The sequence below is a fragment of the Brevibacterium limosum genome, assembly GCF_011617705.1.
Classification (GTDB): Bacteria; Actinomycetota; Actinomycetes; order Actinomycetales; family Brevibacteriaceae; genus Brevibacterium; species Brevibacterium limosum.
Genome location: NZ_CP050154.1, coordinates 2027650 through 2049264, shown reverse-complemented (window position 1 = coordinate 2049264; position 21615 = coordinate 2027650). Strand labels below are relative to the sequence as shown.

General features: G+C 65.6%; 23 protein-coding genes and 1 tRNA gene. 7 read left to right on the top strand and 17 right to left on the bottom strand.

The features are described 5' to 3' along the window. Positions 1-27 precede the first annotated feature (27 nt). Genes prcB through dop form a run of 3 tightly spaced genes read right to left on the bottom strand, consistent with a single transcriptional unit; the run spans position 28 to position 2559 of the window. Positions 28-825 carry a proteasome subunit beta gene (gene prcB / locus GUY37_RS09115; protein ID WP_166824768.1) on the bottom strand — a complete coding sequence of 266 codons (798 nt, stop codon included), beginning with the start codon at positions 823-825 and terminating at the stop codon, positions 28-30. A 1-nt stretch (position 826) separates the two neighbouring features. Further along, positions 827-1018, bottom strand: coding sequence for a ubiquitin-like protein Pup (locus GUY37_RS09110; RefSeq protein ID WP_025778371.1), 192 nt, complete (start codon positions 1016-1018; stop codon positions 827-829). A gap of 11 nt (positions 1019-1029) precedes the next feature. Then, positions 1030-2559, bottom strand: coding sequence for a depupylase/deamidase Dop (gene dop / locus GUY37_RS09105; RefSeq protein WP_166824765.1), 1530 nt, complete (start codon positions 2557-2559; stop codon positions 1030-1032). Between the two features lie 32 nt (positions 2560-2591). Between dop and GUY37_RS09100 the strand changes: the two genes are divergently transcribed. Continuing rightward, positions 2592-2996, top strand: a complete 405-nt coding sequence (locus tag GUY37_RS09100) for a DUF3054 domain-containing protein (protein ID WP_166824762.1) — start codon at positions 2592-2594, stop codon at positions 2994-2996. 109 nt (positions 2997-3105) lie between these two features. On the opposite strand, the gene arc is transcribed toward GUY37_RS09100, so the two are convergent. Genes arc through GUY37_RS09085 form a run of 3 tightly spaced genes read right to left on the bottom strand, consistent with a single transcriptional unit; the run spans position 3106 to position 7034 of the window. Next, positions 3106-4758, bottom strand: a complete 1653-nt coding sequence (arc, locus tag GUY37_RS09095) for a proteasome ATPase (protein ID WP_166824759.1) — start codon at positions 4756-4758, stop codon at positions 3106-3108. Further along, entirely contained in the window at positions 4755-5828 is a 1074-nt protein-coding gene (locus GUY37_RS09090) for a tRNA (adenine-N1)-methyltransferase (protein WP_166824756.1), read from the bottom strand. The genes arc and GUY37_RS09090 overlap by 4 nt, the downstream gene beginning before the upstream one ends. Before the next feature lie 45 nt (positions 5829-5873). Continuing rightward, the gene (locus tag GUY37_RS09085; protein WP_166824753.1) at positions 5874-7034 is read right to left on the bottom strand and encodes a site-2 protease family protein; all 1161 of its coding nucleotides are present in this window, start codon (positions 7032-7034) and stop codon (positions 5874-5876) included. Positions 7035-7161: 127 nt separating this feature from the next. Between GUY37_RS09085 and GUY37_RS09080 the strand changes: the two genes are divergently transcribed. After that, positions 7162-7971 carry a RecB family exonuclease gene (locus GUY37_RS09080; protein WP_152346433.1) on the top strand — a complete coding sequence of 270 codons (810 nt, stop codon included), beginning with the start codon at positions 7162-7164 and terminating at the stop codon, positions 7969-7971. A gap of 3 nt (positions 7972-7974) precedes the next feature. Here GUY37_RS09080 and GUY37_RS09075 read toward each other — a convergent pair whose 3' ends face one another. Continuing rightward, positions 7975-8649 (bottom strand): HAD family hydrolase, encoded by a 675-nt coding sequence (locus GUY37_RS09075; protein ID WP_166824750.1) that lies wholly within the window; start codon positions 8647-8649, stop codon positions 7975-7977. Positions 8650-8671: 22 nt separating this feature from the next. On the opposite strand from GUY37_RS09075, the gene GUY37_RS09070 reads away from it, so the two are divergent. Beyond that, positions 8672-9502 (top strand): proteasome assembly chaperone family protein, encoded by an 831-nt coding sequence (locus GUY37_RS09070; RefSeq protein ID WP_166824747.1) that lies wholly within the window; start codon positions 8672-8674, stop codon positions 9500-9502. A 42-nt stretch (positions 9503-9544) separates the two neighbouring features. Here GUY37_RS09070 and mshC read toward each other — a convergent pair whose 3' ends face one another. The 3 genes from mshC to GUY37_RS09055 are packed head-to-tail and all read right to left on the bottom strand — an operon-like array spanning position 9545 to position 12247. After that, positions 9545-10804 (bottom strand): cysteine--1-D-myo-inosityl 2-amino-2-deoxy-alpha-D-glucopyranoside ligase, encoded by a 1260-nt coding sequence (mshC, locus tag GUY37_RS09065; RefSeq protein ID WP_166824744.1) that lies wholly within the window; start codon positions 10802-10804, stop codon positions 9545-9547. A 60-nt stretch (positions 10805-10864) separates the two neighbouring features. After that, on the bottom strand, positions 10865-11665 hold the full coding sequence (locus GUY37_RS09060) for an SCO1664 family protein (protein WP_228278449.1): 801 nt from the start codon (positions 11663-11665) through the stop codon (positions 10865-10867). An 18-nt stretch (positions 11666-11683) separates the two neighbouring features. Continuing rightward, positions 11684-12247 (bottom strand): DUF3090 family protein, encoded by a 564-nt coding sequence (locus GUY37_RS09055; RefSeq protein ID WP_208094813.1) that lies wholly within the window; start codon positions 12245-12247, stop codon positions 11684-11686. 57 nt (positions 12248-12304) lie between these two features. Between GUY37_RS09055 and GUY37_RS09050 the strand changes: the two genes are divergently transcribed. Beyond that, positions 12305-12565 carry a hypothetical protein gene (locus tag GUY37_RS09050; protein ID WP_152346427.1) on the top strand — a complete coding sequence of 87 codons (261 nt, stop codon included), beginning with the start codon at positions 12305-12307 and terminating at the stop codon, positions 12563-12565. A gap of 65 nt (positions 12566-12630) precedes the next feature. On the opposite strand, the gene GUY37_RS09045 is transcribed toward GUY37_RS09050, so the two are convergent. Beyond that, the gene (locus GUY37_RS09045) at positions 12631-13545 is read right to left on the bottom strand and encodes an aldo/keto reductase (RefSeq protein WP_166824738.1); all 915 of its coding nucleotides are present in this window, start codon (positions 13543-13545) and stop codon (positions 12631-12633) included. Positions 13546-13614: 69 nt separating this feature from the next. On the opposite strand from GUY37_RS09045, the gene GUY37_RS09040 reads away from it, so the two are divergent. Continuing rightward, positions 13615-14451: an undecaprenyl-diphosphate phosphatase gene (locus GUY37_RS09040; RefSeq protein ID WP_166824735.1), complete on the top strand. Its 837-nt coding sequence runs from the start codon at positions 13615-13617 to the stop codon at positions 14449-14451. A gap of 59 nt (positions 14452-14510) precedes the next feature. Here GUY37_RS09040 and GUY37_RS09035 read toward each other — a convergent pair whose 3' ends face one another. After that, complete coding sequence (locus tag GUY37_RS09035; protein ID WP_166824732.1) at positions 14511-15224, bottom strand: histidine phosphatase family protein; 714 nt, start codon at positions 15222-15224, stop codon at positions 14511-14513. Positions 15225-15282: 58 nt separating this feature from the next. Between GUY37_RS09035 and GUY37_RS09030 the strand changes: the two genes are divergently transcribed. Together GUY37_RS09030 and GUY37_RS09025 are read left to right on the top strand one after the other, a co-directional pair. After that, complete coding sequence (locus GUY37_RS09030) at positions 15283-15465, top strand: DUF5703 family protein (RefSeq protein ID WP_152346423.1); 183 nt, start codon at positions 15283-15285, stop codon at positions 15463-15465. 4 nt (positions 15466-15469) lie between these two features. Then, a complete protein-coding gene (locus GUY37_RS09025; protein ID WP_166824730.1) occupies positions 15470-16444 on the top strand; it encodes a DMT family transporter in 975 nt (324 codons plus the stop codon). Here GUY37_RS09025 and GUY37_RS09020 read toward each other — a convergent pair. From GUY37_RS09020 to GUY37_RS09000, 5 genes are all read right to left on the bottom strand, one after another. Next, positions 16398-17705, bottom strand: a complete 1308-nt coding sequence (locus GUY37_RS09020) for a M20/M25/M40 family metallo-hydrolase (RefSeq protein ID WP_166824727.1) — start codon at positions 17703-17705, stop codon at positions 16398-16400. The genes GUY37_RS09025 and GUY37_RS09020 overlap by 47 nt on opposite strands. 237 nt (positions 17706-17942) lie before the next feature. After that, positions 17943-18030: transfer RNA gene (locus tag GUY37_RS09015), tRNA-Leu, on the bottom strand. Positions 18031-18111: 81 nt separating this feature from the next. After that, positions 18112-18966, bottom strand: coding sequence for a MaoC family dehydratase (locus GUY37_RS09010; RefSeq protein WP_152346420.1), 855 nt, complete (start codon positions 18964-18966; stop codon positions 18112-18114). After that, positions 18963-20315, bottom strand: a complete 1353-nt coding sequence (locus tag GUY37_RS09005; RefSeq protein ID WP_166824724.1) for a 3-oxoacyl-ACP reductase — start codon at positions 20313-20315, stop codon at positions 18963-18965. Before GUY37_RS09005 ends, GUY37_RS09010 begins: the two co-directional genes overlap by 4 nt. Next, positions 20312-21601: an acetyl-CoA C-acetyltransferase gene (locus GUY37_RS09000; RefSeq protein WP_166824721.1), complete on the bottom strand. Its 1290-nt coding sequence runs from the start codon at positions 21599-21601 to the stop codon at positions 20312-20314. Before GUY37_RS09000 ends, GUY37_RS09005 begins: the two co-directional genes overlap by 4 nt. Positions 21602-21615: the final 14 nt, after the last annotated feature.

Genomic DNA, 21615 nt, shown 5'->3' with positions numbered 1-21615 from the left:
CCTTTCGCGGTAACGGTGCCGTGGTCATCACCGGGCGGCAGCGGTGCGGCGGGCGACGACCTCGGTGGCGGTGTCCAGGACGGTGGCCGAATCGATTTCGGTGACACCGTTGTCAAGGTCGACGGTGCAGATCGTCGGGGCGATCCGGCGGACGAAATCGGGCCCGCCGGTCGCCGAATCGTCGTCGGAGGCGTCGAAGAGGGCTTCGACGGCCACGGAGATCGCCTGCTCGTGGTCGAGATCGGCCCGCCACAGCTTCTTCAGTGCCCCGCGGGCGAACCCGGATCCGGAGCCGATGGAATGGAACCGGTGCTCTTCGTACTTTCCGCCGGTGACGTCGAAGCTGAAGATCTGACCCTGCGGTCTCGATTCGTCGACTCCGGCGAACAGCGGGACGACGGTCAGACCCTGCATCGCCAGGCCGAGGTTTCCGCGCAGCATCGCCGCTAAGCGGTTGGCTTTGCCGTTGAGCGAGAGGCGCGCGCCTTCGATCTTCTCGTAGTGTTCGAGCTCGAGCTGGAACAGCCGGATGAGGTCGAGTGCGACACCGGCGGTGCCGGCGATGCCGATGACGGAGAAGTCATCGGCGGCATCGACCTTCTCCATCGAATGCGACGCGATGAGGTTGCCGATCGTCGCCCTCCGGTCACCGGCCATGAGTATTCCGCCGGCCGTGCGGAAGCAGATGATCGTCGTGCCGTCCGGGGCCTGTTCGGCCAGATCCCGGCCGCCGGGGTGCGGCAGCGCTTCGGGCGCCAGGGAGCGGGCGAGTTCGACGAAGGAGTTGCTCGTCGAACTCAAGAAGGCAGGAGGGAATCCTGCCATCTCATTGGCCGCCCTTCTGTACGAAGTTCTTGACGAACTCCTCCGCATTCGATTCGAGCACACCGTCGATCTCGTCGAGGATGGAGTCGACGTTCTGAGTGTTGATCTGTCCCTGCACTGCCTCCGGCGGATCGACGGGGGCGTCTCCCCCACCGGACGATTTGTCTCTCTGGACCTGTTCCTGCGAGCTCATCTCACACTCCTTCAGTCGTTCTTCACGCTCAGTCTATCCACTCCGAGTGCCTCCAGCAGGCCCTCGGCGGTCCCGATTCCCTCAACCCGATCGGCAAGCAGTTCGCGGGTGCCCTTGAGCGGTTCGTGCATGGGCAGGCGCACCACGCCGAAGGATCCCGCGTTGAGCACGAGCGAATCCCAGCTCGCGGCCACCAGATCCTCGCCGAGGCGGCTGACCGCCAGGGAGCGCAGGAACGCCCGGGTCCCGTCGGGGGCGTTGGTCACGGCGGCTTCGACCTCGGCGTCTGTGGTCATCCGGCGGATGCGTCCGGCCCGTTCGAGCTTGTGGAACAGCCCCTTCTCCGGGCGCACATCGTGGTACTGGACGTCGATGAGGGCGAGCTTCGGATGGTCCCAGTCGATTCCTTCCCGGGAGCGGTAGCTTGACAGCAGCACCCATTTGGCGACCCAGTCGATGGAGTCGGCCAGAGTCGTCGGATCGGTCGAGAGCCCGTCGAGGAATCGGCGCCATTCGGCGAGCACCTCGCTCGTCTCGACATCATCCGGGTCGGCGTGCTCGAGACAGGCGGAATAGAAGATCTCCTGGATCTCCAGGGCCGTCTTCGTCGTCCCGTCGGCCAGCGGCAGCGGGGCCGACAGGCCCAGGTCGTGGCTGACGTCCCACAGCGACTGCAGGGGATCCGCGAGTTCGATCCGCGGCGCCAGTCCGGCCTCGATGAGTCCGAGGACGAGGGAGGTCGATCCGAAGCGGACGAACGTCGCCGGTTCCGCCAGCGTGGCGTCGCCGATGATCACGTGCAGACGGCGGTACTTCGCCGGGTCGGCGTGCGGTTCGTCACGGGTGTTGACGATGGGCCGCCGCAGGGTCGTCTCGAGTCCCACTTCGGCTTCGAAGAAGTCCGCCCGGGACGAGATCTGGAAGCCTTTGCCCTCCCCCTCGCGACCGATGCCGACCCGTCCCGATCCGCACAGGATCTGACGGGTGACGAAGAACGGGACGAGGCCGGCCACGATGTCATCGAAGTCCGTGGACCGGTCGACGAGGTAGTTCTCATGGGTGCCGTAGGAAGCTCCCTTGGAGTCCGTGTTGTTCTTGTACAGATTGACCGGCTCCGCGCTCTTCTCGAGCGTCCGCACCGACTCCAATGCGACGAGGTCGCCGGCTCGGTCGAAGGTGACGATATCGCGCGGGGTGAGCACCTCCGGGGAGGAGTATTCGGGATGGGCGTGGTCGACGTAGTAGCGGGCGCCGTTCTCCGTGACGACATTCGCCAGATACTGGGCTTCGACATCGTCGGCCGGGACGTGGGTCAGCTGGGTGGCATCGGCGTCGGCGATGTTCATGAAGAAGCCGCGGGCATCGGCCAGCGGAGACTCGGTGGCGAAGTCCCAGAAGTTCTGGGAGGACTTCAGCCCGCGGAGACCGGCATAGGCGTCGACGACACGCGCCGAGTCCCGCATCGGGTTCGCCCGCGGGTTGCCCGGCTGGCTGAGGCCGAACTCGGTCTCGGCCCCCATGACGCGCCTGACTCTGAGCATCTGATTCTCCTCCAAGGTCTAGACTCGGGGACGTGGCAACGAAGAAATCGCATCTCCCCATCGCACTGATCGTCGACCTCATCCTCGTGGTTCTGTTCACGATCGTCGGTCATTACACACATTCTCACAATTTCGATCCGCAGGGGCTGATGACCACAGCGTGGCCCTTCGTCGCAGCCCTCGTCATCGCGTGGCTGCTCACGGCCGTGTGGGATCGGCCGATCGCTCCTCTGGCCACGGGCACCGGCGTCTGGGCGATCACCGTCCTCGTCGGGCTCGTCCTGCGCGGAGTCACCGGTGCCGGCGGGGACCCGGTTGCGGTGCCGGTGAGCTTCATGATCGTGGCGACCTCGCTCAATCTCATCACTCTGGTCGGCTGGCGCCTCATCGCCACAGCCGTCTCCGGCGGTTCGGGCCGCCGCAGACGCAGCCGCTGAACATCTGCGCGCGTCGGCCCGACGCCTGACTTCGAACCGAGCCCGCCGCTTCCGTCGACCGACGGAGACGACGGGCTCTCGGTTCATCGCATCGTGATCATCGGCAGACTCAGACGAGATCGGAGTTCGGCCGCACCTCGGCGATCTCGGTCTCATAGGGCACGGTCGGGGCTCCCCTGGTCGTATCGAGGTGCATCATCCGCAGATGAGTGACCCGCTCGCCCTTGCGCCCGGAGATCCGTGCCCATTCGTCGGGGTTCGTCGTGTTCGGCAGATCCTCGTGCTCGCTGAATTCCTCGGCGATGGCATCCTCGAAGTGTCCAGGACGCAGACCGCGCTCACCGGTGTCGAGCAGCGACTTGATCGCCGCCTTCTTCGCACGGTCGACGATGTTGTGGATCATCGCACCGGAGGCGAAAGCAGAGAAGTGGAGGATTTCCTTCGAACCGTCGGCATAGCTGACCTCGACGAATTCGTTCTCCGGTGTCTCAGCGAACATCCGTTCGACACAGCTGTCGATCAGCGCGGCGACCGCCTCGGCGGGGGTGTCATGACCGGCGAGTACGCTCGAGTGCAGGGGCAGGTCGGCCGTGAGGTACTTCTCGAAGATGTCCCGGGCCGCGTCGGCGTCGGGACGTTCGATGCGGATCTTCACATCCAGGCGACCGGGACGCAGGATCGCAGGGTCGATGAGATCCTCACGGTTCGAGGCACCGATGACGATGACGTTGTCGAGCTGTTCGACACCGTCGATCTCCGTGAGCAGCTGCGGCACGATCGTCGTCTCCACGTCCGAGGACTTGCCGGTGCCGCGGGTGCGGAACAGCGATTCCATCTCGTCGAAGAACACCACGACGGGGAAACCTGCCGAGGCCTTCTCCCGCGCTCGGGCGAAGATCAGGCGCAGCTGACGTTCGGTCTCACCGACGTACTTGTCCAGCAGCTCCGGGCCTTTGATGTTGAGGAAGTAGGTCTTGCTCGTGCGCACCGTGCCGGTGCGATCGGCCAGGGAGTTCGCCACGGCCTTTGCGATGAGCGTCTTTCCGCAGCCGGGAGGTCCGTAGAGCAGGATCCCCTTGGGCGGTTTGAGTCCGTGCTCGGTGTAGAGCTCGGGATGTTCGAAGGGCAGTTCGACGGCATCCTTGATCTGTTCGATCTGGTCGGCCAGTCCGCCGATGTCCGAGTAGGTGATGTCGGGGACCTCTTCGAGCAGCAGCGAGGACACCTCGGGCTTCTCGACGACCTGCAGCGCATAGTGGGTGCGGGTGTCGACGACGACGGCATCGCCGACGCGCAGTCCCGATTCGACGAGGCCGGCAGCGAGGGTGAAGACCTGTTCGTCATCGCCGGGAGCTCCGACGAGGATGCGCTGGGAGTCGACGAATTCGCGGACGTTGACGACCGATCCCACGGGCGGGAAGTCGCCGGTGCCGATGATGACGAGACCTTCGGACAGGAGCACATCGGCTCCGGCATGCAGGACCTCGGGCTCAACCTCGGGGGCGACGGCCACACGCATGCGGCGGCCGCCGACGATGACGTCGGCGGTCACTGCATTCTCGCCGAGGGCGATGAGTGTCCCCCAGTTGTTCGGCGGCTCGGTCAGTCGCCTGGCCTCCTCTTTGATCCTGCCCAGCTCATCGCGGGCCGTGCGCAGAGTCTTCGACAGTGCCTCGTTGCGTTTGCCCGCTGTGTAGAGCTGCTGGCGCAGGGACGCGGTGTCCTCGCGCAGCTTCTTCACCTCGGTCGTGGTCTCTGTCATCGATCCTCCTTCGGCCCTGTGCTCGTGTCGGTCGGGCTGTCTGTGACATCTGTGGTCGGCGTTTCGCCGGATCCTTCGGGCTCGTCGCGCAGGCGTCTGCCGGCCTCGCGCATCACCCGGCGCAGCTTCTTCCCGTGTGCGGTGCGGGTGCCGATGGCCGCCTCGGTGACCTCGGGTCCCGTCCACGCCGCCACATCCTCGGCGGCCGCGGTGGCTCCCTGAGGGCGCTTCTTCTTCTCCAGCGGGCTGATGCCGTCGGCCATCCGGCGGGCCATGATGAGGAACCCGGTGTGGGCGATCATCCGGTGGTCGGGGCGGACCGCGAGTCCGTCGACGTGCCAGCCGCGGACCATGGCCTCCATCGACTCGGGTTCGGCGAACCTGCCGGAAGCGCGCAGGGCTTCGACGAAACGGGACAGCTGCGGGACGGTGGCCACATAGGCGATGACGATTCCGCCGGGTGTCAGCGCTTCGCTGACGGCTTGGAGGGTGTTCCAGGGGGTCAGCATGTCGAGGACGACGCGGTCGACGCTGCCGGGTCCGAACGTCTGCGGCAGGGTCTCGGCGAGATCACCGACGGTGACCGACCAGTTCTCCGGTTCGCCGTCGAAGAAGTCGGCGATGTTGCCGGCCGCGATCGTCGCGAATTCCTCTCGCAGTTCGAACGAATGCACGGACCCGCCTGCGCCCACGGCACGCAGCAGCGCCATCGACAGGGCTCCGGATCCGACGCCGGCCTCGACGACGACTGAGCCGGGGAAGATGTCGCCGAGGGTGACGATGAGCCCCGAGTCCTTCGGGTAGACGACCGCGGCCCCACGGGGCATGGAGAGCACGAAGTCTTCGTACCGTGGGCGGAAGACCTGGAAGTCCACTCCCCCGGAGTTCGCGACGATGATTCCCTCGGTGCGCCCGATGATGTCATCGTGGCTGATGAGGCCCTTGTTCGTATGGAAGTGCTCACCCGGGGCGAGCACGAAGGTGTGCATCCGCCCCTTGGGGTCGGTGAGTTGGACCTTCTCTCCGCGGCCCAGAACGCGCGGAGGCCGGGAATGCAGTGGCTGAGTCATGATGAGTCCACTCTACGCTGGTGAGGATTGCCTCACACAACCGGCTCAGGCTGCGAGAAGTTCGTCGAAGAACTCCTGCAGGTCGATGACTCCGACGAGGGTGTTGCCGTCCATGACCAGGCTGAACTGTGCCTTGGGGCGGTGGGTGAGCGATTCGAGCAGGTGCGGGGCCGTGATGTCCTTGGGCACTCCGATCCACCCGGCCAGTGGGCGGGCGACCTCTCCGGCGGGAACGGCCTCGAGGGTCTCGGCGAGGCGACCGGCTGCCGCATGCCGGTCGACGAGACCGTACGGCAGCCCCTTCTGGTCGAGGACGACGATGAGAGTGCGTTCCTTCGCGTTCCCGAGCGTGTTCGCATAGTCGAGGGTGTCGGCCAGGTCGGCGTCCCAGGTGGCGGCGATCGCCGGTTGGATGACCTGGGACAGGTCGTAGGTCTCCATCTTCCGGGCCCGTTTGGCGTGGGTCGCGGCGTCTCCGGCGGAGAACCACAGCATGATAGCGATGAGCGACATCCAGGCCACGGTCAGCGGGGCGGGTCGTTCCCCGGCCAGCAGCGGTGTGATGACCGACCAGCCGATGAACCCGATGGCGATGATGCGTCCGACCCAGCTGGCCACGATCGTGCCCAGGAACTGCGAACCGGTGATGCGCCACATGATCGCCTGCAGCGCCCAGCCGCCGTCGAGCGGGATGCCCGGCAGCAGGTTGATGGCGCCGAGGGCGACGTTGGCGAAGGTGACGGCGATGAGCAGCAGCCAAGGCACCGAGGTGGGGCTGGCGGCGCTGAGGCACCACCATCCCAGCAGAGCCAGAACGATGTTGACGATGGGGCCGACGATGGAGATGACGAAGCTCGTCATCGCCGCTTTGTCGCGCGGATTGTCCATCTGCGGTTCGAACCGGGTGAACCCGCCCCAGATATTGAGTTCGATCGCAGCGACCTTCTGGCCGTAGAACTGGCCGGCCACTCCGTGCGCGAGCTCGTGGAGGAACACGGAGGCGAAGAGGAGCACGGCGTAGGCGAAGGCCACGAACCATGCCCCGATGCCCAGATCGGGACGGACCTGGTTGAGCCACGGGGTGAAGAGGATGGTGATCACGATGGCGGCGAGGAACCACGACCATGCCAGAATCACCGGCGCGCCGAGGACGGTGCCCAGGCGCAGACCCGATGACGCACCGGGGTGGTGGTTTTTCGCGGCCATTGAAGGGATTCCTCCGGTCGATGTCGTGGTCAGCGGACCACAGAGGGTCGATTACTCAGCCTAACAGCGACGAGGCACCGACCGCTGGTCGCCACGTCGTGTCCGTGCAGGTCGTTACAGTGGAGTTATGGCCGAGCTCACCAGTCTCTCGCCCTCCCGGGCCAACGACTTCATCCAATGCCCTCTGAAGTTCCGCTTCCGCAGCATCGACAAGCTGCCGGAGCCGCCTTCTCAGGCGGCATTCCGCGGCACGGTGGTCCATTCGGTGCTCGAGAAGCTGTTCACCGCACCGGCGGTCGAGCGCACGGCCGAACTGGCGCAGACGATGCTCATGCCGGCGTGGGAGGAGCTCGTCGAGAAAGACCCCGATGTGCTCGAGATCTTCGTGGACGAATCGGAGAAGGAGACGTTCTTCACATCGGCACGTCGGCTGATCGATTCCTATTTCGTTCTCGAGTATCCGGAGCATCTCGAACCGGAGGAGACGGAGAAGTTCGTCCGCACGAAGCTCGACAACGGACTCGAGCTGCGCGGGTTCATCGACCGGGTCGATGTCGCCCCTGGCGGCGAGCGGCGGCTCGTCGACTACAAGACGGGCAAGCAGCCGAAGCCGCAGTACGGGCGGGAGGCGAAGTTCCAGATGGGCTTCTACGCTCTCGTCGTCTATCGACTCTCCGGTGAACTCGTCCACACTCTGCAGCTGATGTACCTGGGTTCGCGCAGCGTGCTGAAGTCCCATCCGACGATGGCTGAGGTCGAACAGACGCAGTTCGAAATCGATGCGATCTGGAAGGACATCATCGCCTCAGCGGAGTCGGATCGGTGGCGGCCGAAGAAGTCGCCGCTGTGCAATTGGTGCACCTTCAAACCGCTGTGCCCGGCCTGGGGCAACACCCCTCCCCCGACTCCGGAGATCACGAAGATCGTCGGGGCGTAGTCCTCAGGCGCTCTGTGCGGCACGGAGGCGTCGCAGGTCGGCGACACCGCGGCCTTCGAGGCTGTCCCAGAGGATGCGGCCCGGACGGGGCTCGAGATCGACGAAGTGGGGCACGCCGATCGCGATGGTTCCGGCCGCCTCGGCACTGGCCAAGCCCGGCTTCGAATCCTCCAAGGCCACGCACTCGCCCGGGTCGAGGCCGAGCAGGGCCGCCCCGCGCAGATAGGGTTCGGGATCCGGTTTTCCTGCGGAGACCTCATCTCCGGAGACGAGCCCGGAGAAGCTGTTCGGCGGGCAGTTGGCGATGACGGCCTCGGCCAAGGGGCGGTAGGACATCGTGACCATGACGTTCGGAATGCCCTCGGCCTTGAGTTCGGCCAGCAGCTCGAGGGCACCGGGGCGGAACGGCACGGTCTCGCGGATCTGGGCGATGACCTTGCCCATCAGCGTCTCGACGATCTCTTCGGCCGGCAGGTCGAGTCCGGCCTGCCGCATCATCCGGGCGGAGACGATCAGCTCGTTGCCGACGAAGTCGAGTCCCTGTTCCTCCGACCACGGCAGCCCATGGGCATTCATCAGTTCGGTCTCGGCGCGGATCCAATACGGTTCGGTGTCGACCAGGGTTCCGTCCATATCCCACAGGACGGCGGCAGGGTCGGCTGATGCATGGTTCGTCATACGCCCAGCGTAGTCTGGGACCATGAGTATTCTTCCATCCGGGTCCGGGGCACTCGTCTTCATCGCCTTCGAAGGTCAGGATGCCGATGCTTCCGAAGCGGCGAGTTCGCTGGTCAAGGATCTCATCGAGGTCTGGCAGCTGGACGACTCCGAGATCCTCGACACCGATGGGTTCTACGAATTCCGTTTCTCCGAACCCGAGATCATCCGCGACGAGGACGGAACGGCGTCGATCGCCTGGCCGGGCGTCGCGGTTCATCGGGGCCGCCTCGGCGAGCAGCCGATCACGGTCATCCACGGTCACGAACCGGGTCTGAAATGGCGGGAGTTCCTCTCCCTCGTCCTCGCTCACGTCGGCGATGACGATACGGTCGTCCTCCTCGGCGGGCTCCACGCGGAGGTCCCGCATACGCGTCCGCTGCCGGTGGTGGCCAATACGGAGGACAAGGAGCTCGCCTCCGGACTCGGCATCGACGCCAACGGCTATGAGGGGCCCATCGGCATTCTCGGGCTCCTCGGGGTCGCCTGCCGATGGCGCGGAGTCCGGGCGATCAATCTGTGGGTGGGCGTGCCGGACTACCTGGCCGAATCACCGTCGCCGAAGGCGGAGCTCGCACTGGCGAAGGCAGTCGAACGCTATGCCGGGATCGAAATCGACATCCACGTGCTCGAAGAGGAGAGCCGGGCGTGGGAACTCGGCGCCGATGAGCTCGTCTCCCTCAACCCGCGACTCGTCGAACTCGTCAAGACGCTGGAACGACAGAACGATTCGACGGAGCTGCCCGAAGCCAGCGGAGACGCCATCGCGGCCGAGTTCGAACGCTATCTGCGCAAACGCGGCCGCGATAAGTGAACCACGGGCATCCGGCGCTCAGACAGTGAGCGCCGATCGATGTCAGTCGAGGAGGCGGATGCCCAGCAGGGCGTCGACGGCATCGGCGACTCGGTCGCCGCTGAGAGCCGCAGTCTCCGACGGCTCGGAGTCCGCATAGTGTTCGGCCCATTCGTCGAGGATCCCCAGGGCACGCGGGCTGTCGAGGTCATCGGTGAGTGCTTCGCGCAGCAGGCCGATGATGTGCTCACGCAGTCCTTCACGACATTCTGACTCGCACTTGGCGGCATGCATCCAGGCTTGGAGGCGCGCATCTGCGATGGAGAGCTGCTCCTCTGTGAAGCTCCAGTCGCTGCGGTAGTGGTTGGACAGGATCACAGTGCGGATGACCATGGGGTCGACTCCGCGCTCACGCAGCTTCGAGACGAGGACGAGATTGCCCTTGGACTTGCTCATCTTCTCGCCGTCGAGGCCGACCATCCCGGTGTGCATGTAGGTCTTCGCCATCGGCGTGTCCCGCCAGGCTGCGGCATGCGCGGCGCTCATCTCATGGTGCGGGAAGATGAGGTCGCTGCCGCCTCCCTGCACGTCGACGGGGAATCCGACGTACTTATCGGCGATGACGGTGCATTCGACGTGCCAACCCGGGCGCCCCCGCCCCAGGGATCCTCCGTCCCAGGAGGGTTCGCCTTCGCGTTCGGCTCGCCACAGCAGCGGGTCGATGGGGTTCTCCTTGCCCGGGGTCTCCGGATCTCCGCCGCGTTCGGCCGAGAGTGCGGCCATGGTTTCGGCATCATCGTGGCTGACGGTGCCGAAGGGCGGAGTGATCTGGGTCGACACTCGGTAGTAGACGTCACCGTTGTCGAGTGTGTAGGCGGCCCCCTTGTCCACGAGATCGCGGACGCCGGCGGCGATCTCGTCGACCGATTCGACGACGCCGATGAAGCTGTCCGGCGGGATGACCCGCAGGGCGTCCATGTCTTCGCGGAAGAGCTGGATCTGGGAGGAGGCGAGTTCGCGCCAGTCGACTCCCGTAGCGTCGGCCCTCTCCAGCAGCGGGTCGTCGACATCAGTGGTGTTCTGTGCGTAGACGACCTCCAGCCCGGCATCCCGCCAGATCCGGTTGAGCAGGTCGAAGGCCACATAGGTGGCGGCATGACCGAGATGCGTCGCATCGTACGGGGTGATCCCGCAGACATAGAGACGAGCGGTCTGCTCGGATCCGCGCAGTCGGCGCGGGCTGCGGGTGCTCGTGTCGAAGACCGTGGGCACCTTGCCGGTGCTGGTCAGACGGGGCAGTTGAGGTTCGGGCCATGACTTCACGGCAACCAGCCTAACCGAGAGGTCGACGTTCGGCACTTCCGACGCGAAGTGATCCGCGTTTCAGATCGGCGGCCAGGGAATGACGGTCCGATCGGCAGATGCTTCGGGGAAGAACTCGGCGGCGAGAAGCCGGTTCGCCCGGTGTCTCAGCGCCTGCAGCTCGTCTGCCGACAGACAGTCGCTCAGCTGTGCCCGCAGTGCCTCGTCCATGGCGGCGACCTCCTCGAGCGCATCGATCTCTTCGGCATGGAACGAGGCGCGAGAGAAACCCCACAGCACGGTCCGCAGCTTCTCCTCATCGTGGAAGGTCAGACCGTTGTCGATGCCGAAGACGCCTTTATCGGCCGCGGCCGTGCTCGGCAGGCAGCAGCCGGAGATGACATGACCGGCTTTGCGATCGGCGTTGTTGGCGAGCAGGTCGAAGAAGGCCACGGCCCGCAGACCCTCATCGACCGCATGGGAGAGTACGAGATCACGACCGTCTTCGGTGCGCAGAGCGAAGATCGGCGTGTGATCGACGGGAATCGCGTCGACCGCCGACAGGGTCACGGCTTCGTCATCGTCGGAGGCTTCGACATAGGCCTGCAGCGATCCGCGGCCGGCGGGCAGATCGTCTCGCAGCACCGTCGGCGGGACCACTCCCAGATCGAGTGCCGCAGACAGACGGTAGGCCGCGACTTCGCGCAGGGCCAGTGTCTCCAACGGGAAGTCGATGAGCGGGCGTTCGCCCGAGATCGGCTTGTACACGGCCTTGATCGCCCGGCCCTCATGGTCGAGCACGAGCAGTCGGGTGTCGTTGCTGGCGCGCGGGATCGAACCCATCTCCGTCCAGTCCCCCGCTTCCAAAGCGTCGAGGAGCATCCCGTGATCCATCACTGATCAGGCGCGCGGGATCCCGTTGGCACGGGGGCACAGGTGACCGTCGGGTTCGAGCGGGAGGGAGCAGAACGGGCAGTCACCGCGTCCGGCGCTGACGACCTGTTCGCCGCGGCGGGCGAACTCCCGTGCGGCTGCGGCGTCGAGGACGATGCGCAGGACTTCGCGTTCGACTTCGTCGTCATCGGGGTCGGCGGAGGTTCCCGCCTGGGCGTCCGCCTCGGTGAGTTCGAAGCACTCGATGACGAGCTCATGCTTGACGGTGTCCCAGCCCAGGCTCATCGTGCCGACGCGGAACTCCGGTTCGATGGGAACGTTGAGCCCGGCATTGTCGATGAGATCGTCGAGTGCCGTCTGCGGCACCCGGGCGGCGGGGTCCTTGATCATGACCATGTCGAGCAGTTCTGTGATCCGGTCGGAGAGGATCTCGACCTGCTCCTTCTCGACGACCACGGTCGTGAGCGCATTGCCGGACTTCGCTTGGAGGAGGAACGTCCTCTCGCCGGGAAGTCCGATCGTGCCGACGACGAAACGATCGGGTGTGGGGTAGTCGTACAGAGCTGCCATGTCTTCAGCCTAGTTCAAAGACTTACATGTCGGTCCGGCCTGGGATACATTTGAGTCATGAGCACAGATCCTCGTGAGGCCCTGGACGCATTCCTCGAAGCAGTGAGAGAGCACTACGCTGCATCCGCACACCGCAACGGTGACCAAGACCCCCGAGTCGAAGCCGCTTATATGGCTTTGGCCGATGCCTTCGAAATCTACGAAGACGCGATCTACACAGCGTTCGACGAAGTCACCCCGTTCGAGCTCTTCGATGATGTCGAGGATGCCAAGGACGATGACGAGTTCGTCCTCGACGACGATGACGAGGACGACTGAACGACTCGTTCGCGCTCAGCGTCACTGCGTACTCGGCGCCACTGCGCTCTCAGCGCCACTCCGCTCTAGGCCGACGGACCCCAGGAGATCTGATCGAGCACCTCGGCGATCTCCCGCGCCAGTTCGACATCGCTGCCGGTGACCTCCGCCAGCTGCGCCGGGGTTCGGGGCGAGACCAGAGTGCTGGCGATTCCGTGCTGCCGATTGAAGGCCAGTGCGATATCCGTCGTCGACACGCCCAGAGCGGTCGCTGCACGGCGGACGCCGGCGAGCACCCGGTTCGACCGGTCGTCGAGGTAGGCACCGGCGTATTCGCTCAGCTCCCCCGCCAGTCGCGAATCCTGCGGGGTGGCGTTGCGGTATTTGTCGGTGAGCACACCGCGGCCCAGTCCTGCTCCGGCGATGAGTGAGACTCCGGCATAGTCGGCAGCGGGGATGAGCTCTGCCTCGGCTTCGCGGTTGAGCAGGGAGTATTCGGCGACGGCACAGGCGACCGGGACCCCGGCTCCGCGCATCTCCGCCAGCTGCCATCCGGTGTGGTGGGACACGCCGACGTAGCGGATCTTTCCCAGAGTGAGCAGTGTCTTGACCGCCGAAGCGGTCTCGACGCGGTCGACCTCGGAATCGAAGACATCGAGGACCAGTACGTCGAGGTGATCGCGTCCCACCGTGCGCAGCAGGGAATCGACCTGGCTGAGGATTCTGGAGCGCCCCAATCCGACCTCGATGTGGTCGGGCTCACTCATGGACACGCCCACTCGGGCCAGCAGCAGAATCTCTCCGGGAAGTCTCAGCTGCCCGAGCACCTCAGCGGCGATCGTGGCCGAACTGGGCAGCTCGATGAGGTTGCCACCTGCGTCTTCGAACTCATCGACGAGGCGCTGAGCGACCTGGTCATCGACCCGATGCCCCCACTCGAAGGTCCCGAGACCCACGTCGCTGACTTCCAAACCGGTGGTGCCGAGTCGTTGGTGCTTCATGCTTCTTGAGGTTACCCGATGCGGCGACTACCGTGGTTTCGTTCCCACCTCATATTCTCAAGGAGTCGTATGTACGACTGGCTGGTCGCTGCTGTGCTCGGAATCGTGCAGGCACTCACCGAGTTCCTCCCGATCTCGTCTTCGGCGCATGTGCGCATCGTCGGCGAACTCATGCTGCCCGGCGACGACCCCGGTGCGTTCTTCACCGCCATCATCCAGATCGGCACCGAGGCGGCCGTCGTCGTCTACTTCTGGCGCGATATCGTCACGATCATCTCGAAATGGTGCAAGGCACTCGTCGGCAAGCATGACCGCAAGGATCCCGAGGTGCGCCTGGGCTGGCTCATCATCATCGGTTCGATCCCCATCGTCATCATCGGTCTGCTCTTCCAGGACTACATCGAAGGCGCACTGCGCAGCCTGTGGATCACCGCCACCATGCTCATCGTCTTCGGCCTCATCATCGGCGTCGCCGACTGGGCCGGGAAACGCGAACGCACACTCGAGGACATGAAGTGGGGTCAGGGCATCCTGTTCGGCTTCGCTCAGGCACTGGCCGTCATCCCCGGCGTGTCACGGTCGGGCGGCACGATCATGGCCGGCCGTTTCATGGGCTTCGACCGACCTTCCGCGGCCCGCTACTCGTTCCTGCTGGCCATTCCCGCAGTCGTCGGTTCGGGCCTCTACGGCGTGGCGCAGACCCTCGGTCGCAGCGAGGACATGGTGCTCGGCTGGGGGCCGACGATCCTCGCCACGATCATCTCGTTCGCTCTCGGCCTCGTCGTCATCCACTGGTTCCTCAGATACGTGCAGACGAAGTCCTTCGCCGTCTTCGTCTGGTACCGCGTGGCCGTGGGCATCGTCCTCTACATCCTGCTCGGCACGGGAGTCCTCGCCGCCGTCTGAGTCGACGCAACTGCGCACACCGACATCCTGATCCCGGCATTCGCTCACGAGTGCCGGGATCAGCGCATTCCGCCCCCGCCGACGGCGGCCGACTGTGCGAGTCCGGCGGCGGTCACCGACATCGCCGCGAGCACCGGTTCGGCACCGGAGTGATCGATGACCGTGAACGATCCGGGGGCGACGCTCAGACGCTGGAAGTCATCGAGCGGCATTCCCAGCGCATCGGCGATGATCGCTTTGATGATGTCCCCGTGGGAGACGACCATCGCCCACCGAGGCGGGACCGGCTTCCCAGCGTCGGTCCCGGATCCCGCGGCGGCCCCGCCCTCAGCATCGGCATGCTCCTCCTCTCGCAGCTGAGCCACGAGCTCTCGGACACGGGCCGTGGAACGATCGGCCGCCTCGGCGATGGATTCCCCTCCGGGGAACCGGGCCTGCGATGCCGACTTCACCACGGTCTTCCACAGGGGCTCCTCCCCCAGTTCTGTGAGCGCTCGTCCCGTCCATTCGCCGTAGTCGAGTTCGATGATGTCCTCATCGACGTCGATGTGCTCGAATTCGGCCGCCTCTGTCGCGATCGTCGCGGTCTGTTCGCAGCGCTGCAGCGGCGAATGCAGCAGGTGGGCGAAGTGCCGGTGCGGCAGCAGCTGCAGGTTGGCTCGCAGCGCGCGGACCCCCTCGTCGGTGAGGGACACGCCGGGGGCGCGTCCGGCCAGGATTCCGGAGACATTGGCGCTGGAGAGGCCGTGCCGCAGCAGAACGATGACGGGCATACCGTCAAGATTAGCCCAGATCGTCTAGGGTGAGGCTATGAAACGTCAGCGTCCACGTATGACCTACGAGTTCCGGAAGGTCTCGTTCTCCAAGGATGTGCCGCGGTCGGTCAGCCTGCAGGAACTCAACGACCAGGCGGAATACGGGCAGTGGGAACTCGCCCGCACCCGAATCTCGGTCGGCGGAGTCCGCACCGTATGGCTGCGCCGGAAGATCATGCCGCTGACGTTGAGCAGCTGATCGCTTGAGATCGTCCTCGCTCGTCCCCGTCGTCACCGCTGGGCTCGTCACGATCGTCGCGGGAGCGGCGATGTCTCTGCAGGGACGCGCGAACGGTCTGCTCGGGCAGGTGCTCGGCCACGCCGTCTTCGCCGCGCTCATCTCGTTCCTCGTCGGGCTTCTCTGCGTCGGCATCGCCCTCATCGTCTCGACTCGATCCCGAGCCGCCTCCCGACGTCTGTTCGCTCTGCTGCGCGAACGCAGGCTGCCCTGGTGGATGCTCCTCGGGGGCTTGAGCGGCGGGCTCGTCGTCATCGCCCAGGCCACGACGATTCCCCTGATGGGCGTAGCGATGTTCACGATGGCATTCGTCTCCGGTCAGGTCACCGGTGGACTCATCGTCGACTCCACCGAGCTGCCGCCGGGAGGCCGACAGCGCCTCAACGCGCTGCGCATCATCGGTGTGCTCATCGTGCTCGCCTCCCTGGCCTACGCCGCCGGTGATCGCCTGCAGTCGGGGATTCCGCTGTGGGCTCCACTGCTTCCGTTCGTCTCCGGAGCACTGACGAGTGTGCAGCAGGCATTCAACGGCCATATCCGAGCCGCCACCGAATCGGCGGTGGTCGCGACGACGGTGAACTTCACGGTCGGTTTCGCGGCGCTCATCATCGGCACGGCCGCCCTGCTCGTCTCGGGTGTTCCGTGGCAGGGCTTCCCGACCGCACCCGATCAGTGGTGGATCCTCCTCGGCGGGGCCTTCGGCGTGGTCTTCATCGCCCTGACCACGGTGACCGTGGCGAGGCTGGGCGTGCTGCTGCTCAGCCTGTTCGCCCTCTTCGGCAACCTCGTGGGGGCGCTGGCACTCGATGTGCTGCTGCCGATCCCGGGCTCCGTGGTCACTGCGACCACGGTGCTCAGCGCTGTCGGAGTGCTCATCGGGATCGTCGTGACTGCTATGCCCTCATCAGGAAGTCCCCGAGAACCCGCGCCCCGAACCTGAGTGCCGAGATCGGCACTCTCTCGTCGACTCCGTGGAACATGGCCGGGAAGTCGAGGTCGCCGGTGAGCTGGAGCGGGGCGAAGCCGTAGCCGGTGATGCCGAGTTCGGCCATCGACTTGTTGTCCGTACCGCCGGAGAGTGTGTAGGGCAGAACGTTCGCGCTCGGGTCGTCGGCAAGCAGGCTCTTCTGCATCTGCGCGACCAGCGGGGTGTCGAAAGGGGACTCGAGTGCCTCGCCCTCGTCTTCGGCGCTGATATCGATGCCCTCCCCCGCGAGCTCCTTGATCGTGAGCATGACGTCCTCGTGCTGGCCGGGCAGTGTGCGACAGTCGACGTAGGCGGTCGCGGTGCCGGGGATGACATTGTGCTTGTAACCGGCTTCGAGGAATGACGGGTTCGATGTGTTCTGCAGGGTCGGTGCCACGAACTTCTCGACCGAACCGAGTTCGGCGAGCAGCTGTGGGATCGTCTCTGCCCGGAACTCGATTCCCGTCATCTCGGAGACGCCTTCGAGGAGCTTGCGTGTGGCCGAGGGGATCTCCTGCGGCCATGGATGGCGGCCGATGCGCGCGATCGCGGCCGCGAGACGCGTGACGGGGTTGTCGTCATTGCGCTGAGATCCGTGTCCGGCGGTGCCGTGGGCGACGAGGTTGAGCCAGGCCAGGCCCTTCTCCGCGGTCTGGATGAGGTAGACGCGCTGTCCGCGGATGTCGACGGAGTAGCCGCCGACTTCCGAGATCGCCTCGGTGGCTCCGGAGAAGAGGTCGGGACGATTGCGCACCATATGGCGGGCGCCGAAGTTGCCTCCGGCCTCTTCGTCGGCGAAGAAGGCGATGATGAGGTCGCGGCGAGGCGTGAGCCCCTGGCGCAGCATGGCGCGGATGGAGGCGACGATCATCGCGTCCATGTTCTTCATGTCCACCGCGCCGCGGCCCCACAGCAGGCCGTCTTTGACGACACCTGCGAAGGGGTCGACGCTCCAGTCCTCGGCTGCGGCCGGAACGACGTCGGTGTGGCCGTGGACGACGAGGGCCGGTGCCTCCGGATCGGAGCCTCTGACGCGGGCGACGAGGTTGGCCCTCCCCGGAGAGGATTCGACGATCTCGGACTTCAGGTCGGCCTCGGCGAGCCAGGAGGCGATGAGTTCGGCCGCCGGAAGCTCCGGGTTGGCTCTGTTCCCGCCCCAGTTCTGGGTGTCGATGCGGATGAGCTGACGGCACAGTTCGGTGACTTCGTCCTCAGCGGCGCTGAAATCAAACACGGGGGCTCCCCTCGGTGGTGGGTGGATCACGCGGCAGTGCTGTGATCGGCCTGACAGCTACCACCGTATCCCACCGGCGGGTGTGGCTCACTGTCCAAATGGTGGGTATCAGCGGGTCAGAAGTTCATACGTGGTGATCTAGATCAGTGCGTATGAACTTTGAACCCGCGGAAGCCCCTATGACCCCCGGGACGAAAATGACCTCCAGATCGAAATCCGGAGGCCATCTCCTCGTTGTGCGCGAAGGGGGACTTGAACCCCCACGCCCGATAAGTTGGGCACTAGCACCTCAAGCTAGCGCGTCTACCAATTCCGCCACTCGCGCTGGCAACAGAGATAACTCTACATGCGCGAAACGGTGTCGCAAAATCGAAATCGGCTTTTGTGACGCACTTTACTTTTCTGCTCATCGTTCGAGGTGTGCCACCTGCGAGAGCACGTGTGGTTTGCCTGACTTCAGGTCGAAGACGGCCGACTGCGCGGCCTCGTGACGCCGTCCTTCGGTCAGCGCATAGCCGACCGTGCCGGGCAGCAGAATCGGCTTCGCGAACGACACGTCCCACCGGTAGGACTCGAGTCGGGGATCCATTGCCGAGAACGCCCGAGAGGCGCTGTACATCCCGTGGGCGATCTGCCGGGGGAACCCGAATCCCTTCGCGGCGAGTCCGTTGAGGTGGATCGGGTTGTAGTCGCCGGAGACTTTCGCATAGCGCTGACCGATGATCGGATCCAGACGCCACACAGCACTCGGCTGTGGTGCCGCGAACTCGAGGTGCGGCACCTGTGCCTTCGGCTTCGCTCCGGACAGCTTGCGCCCCTTGGCCAGGTACGTCGAGACCTCCTCCATCACGGGACGCCCGTCGACCTTCGCCTCGAGTCGAATCTCGATCGTCGTACCCTTCGTGTGCTCGAAGGGCCCGGCGAGTTCGAGGTGGAAGTCGACGACCTCGCCGAGGCGGGCCTGCGAATGCATGTCCACGCGGTTGTGGATGTGGACCATCCCCATCATCGGCAGCGGGACCTCGGGGTCGGCCAGCAGCTGCATGCTCAGCGGGAAGCCGAGGATGTGCAGGTAGCCGGGGTGGACGATATCGTCCAGACGTTGGCCGACGACATGGGCGAAGCCCGCATAGGCGACCGGTTCGAGCGGAATGCTGCGATCGATCGCATGGTCCGGCAGCTCCGGGCTGGTGCGCGGTCCCACCGGGAGGGTCTTGAGCAGGGCCCGGGCGTAGACGGGAAGCATCGAATCCGCCATCATGCACCCACCATGTTCTGACCGCACACGCGCAGGGTCTGCCCGTTGATTCCGCGGGCACCGCTTGATGCGAGGAAGCCGATGGCTTCGGCGACGTCGATCGGCTGGCCGCCCTGCTGCAGGCTCGAGAGTCGGCGCGCGACCTGACGGGTCAACGGCGGCATCTTCGCGGTCATATCCGTTTCGATGAAGCCGGGTGCGACCGCGTTGATCGCTCCCCCACGAGCCGCGAAGTCCTCCGCCGAGGCAGCTGTGAGTCCGATGACTCCGGCCTTCGAGGTCGCGTAGTTCGTCTGTCCGCGGTTGCCGGCGATTCCCGAGGTCGAGGCCAGGGAGACGACTTGGGCGCCTTCGGCGAAGAGGCCCTTCTCCGCCAGGCGGGCATTGATCATCGTCTGCGCGGCGATATTGACGGCGATGACCGAATCCCATTTGGCGGCGTCCATGTTCGCCAGCATCTTGTCGCGGGTGATCCCGGCATTGTGGACGAGGATGTCCACGGGGGCTCCGAGCGCCTCGGTGATCTTGTCCGGAGCGTCGGCCGCGGTGATGTCGAGCTGCAGCGACTTCCCGCCGATCCTGTTCATCACCTGTGCCAGCGCCTGACCGGCCTGCGGCATGTCCACACCGATGACATAAGCGCCGTCACGGGCGAGGTTCTCGGCGATCGCAGCCCCGATTCCGCGGGCGGCGCCGGTGACCACGGCGGTGCGACCGGCCAGCGGCCCGGCGTCACCGGTGGACATGAACTCGTCCAGACTCAGGCGCTGCCCGGCGTCCGAGGACACCGTGAGGAACTGGCCGGAGACATAAGCGGATTTTCCTGACAGCAGGAACCACAGGGCCGCGGCCACCGACGGCGCGGTGAGGTCGACTCCGTCGAGGAGGATGCCGTTGGCGGTGGCGCCGGCCCGCATCTCGTGGGCGACCGACCGGGTGAAACCGGTGATGCCCTGAGTGGCGGCGGCCTGCTCCGGTGTCTGGTTCGCGGCATCCGGTGCCGTCGAAATCGTGATCACGCGACCGCAGGTCGTCAGCGATCGGAGGGCGGCGCCGATCTCGAGGACGATGGGCGAGAGCTCTGCCGGGGACTGCGCATCGTCGAGGACGGCGATGATCGCCCGCAGCTTCTCACCCGTCTGAGCGTTGCGACGGACTTCGAGCCCGTTCTCGAGAAGCAGATCGGCCAGGCCCTGGGCCCCGGGACCCGTGCCGAGGACGAGGACCGGCTTGCTCTCATACGAGGCCGGGGTGGATCCGAAGCGGTTGAGTTCGACCGGCTGAGGCAGACCGAGGGTCTTCGCGACCTGCTTCAGCGGTCCGTTGACGAGGGAGAGATAGGTGTCTTTCATGCTGCCTCCACGATCGCGGTGAGTCCCTGGCCGCCTGCAGCGCAGATCGAGACCAGGGAACGTTTCTTCCCGGTGGTCTTCAGGTACTTGGCGGTGGTGGCGATGATGCGTCCGCCGGTGGCGGCGAAGGGGTGACCGGCCGCGAGGCTCGAACCCAGCGGGTTGAGCTTGTCGCGGTCGATGGTGCCCAGAGCCGCGTCGAGTCCGACCTTGTCCTTGCAGAATTCCTCGGACTCCCAGGCCGCGAGGTGCGAGAGCACGGTCGAGGCGAAGGCTTCATGGATCTCGAAGACGTCGAAGTCGTCGAAGGTCAGACCGTTGCGGGCCAGCAGACGTGGGACCGCATAGGCCGGAGCCATGAGCAGGCCCTCGGCCCCGTCGACGAAGTCCACGGCCGCGGCTTCGGCGTCGACGAGGCGTGCCAGCGGGGTGAATCCGTGGTCGGCCGCCCACTCCTCGCTGCCCAGCAGCACCGAGGAGGCGCCGTCGGTGAGCGGAGTCGAATTGCCGGCGGTCATGGTCGCCTCGGCGGACAGCCTCCTTCCGAAGACGGGGCTGAGCTTCGCGAGGGATTCCGCGGTCGAGTCGGCACGCATGTTGGTGTCCCGGCTGACCCCGAGGTACGGGGTGGTGAGATCGTCGAAGAATCCCGACTCCCATGCCGCGGCGAGGTTCTGGTGCGAGGCGGCGGCGAGCTCGTCCTGGGCCTGACGGGTGATCCCCCAGGCGGCGGTGGTGATCGCCTGGTGCTCACCCATACTCAGACCGGTGCGCGGTTCACCCGTGCTCGGGGCCTGCGGTGCGAGGTAGGCGGGGCGGATCTGGGAGGCGATCTTCGCCTTCTGCACCATCGTCTTCGCGCGGGTGAGCTCGAGGAGGACCTCGCGCATCGAATCGTTGATGACGATCGGAGCGTCGGACGTCGAATCCACGCCCGAGGCGATTCCGGAGTCGATCTGTCCGGCGTTGATCTTGTTGTTCAGGCTGACCACGGCCTCCAGGCCGGTGGCGCAGGCCTGACCGAGATCGAAGGCGGGGGTCGTCGGCGCCAGTGCGGAGCCGAGCACGGCCTCGCGGGTGAGATTGAAGTCCTTCGAATGCTTGAGGACAGCGCCACCGGCGACTTCGCCGATGTTCTCGCCGGCCAGTCCGAAGCGGGCGACGAGCCCGTCGATGGCCGAGGTGAGCATATCGAGGTTGGTGGCCTTCGCGTACTGCTTGTTCGAGCGGGCGAAGGGAATTCGGTTGCCGCCGAGGATGACGGCGCGGGTGGTGGGAGCGGACATGTGCACCTCCGAGT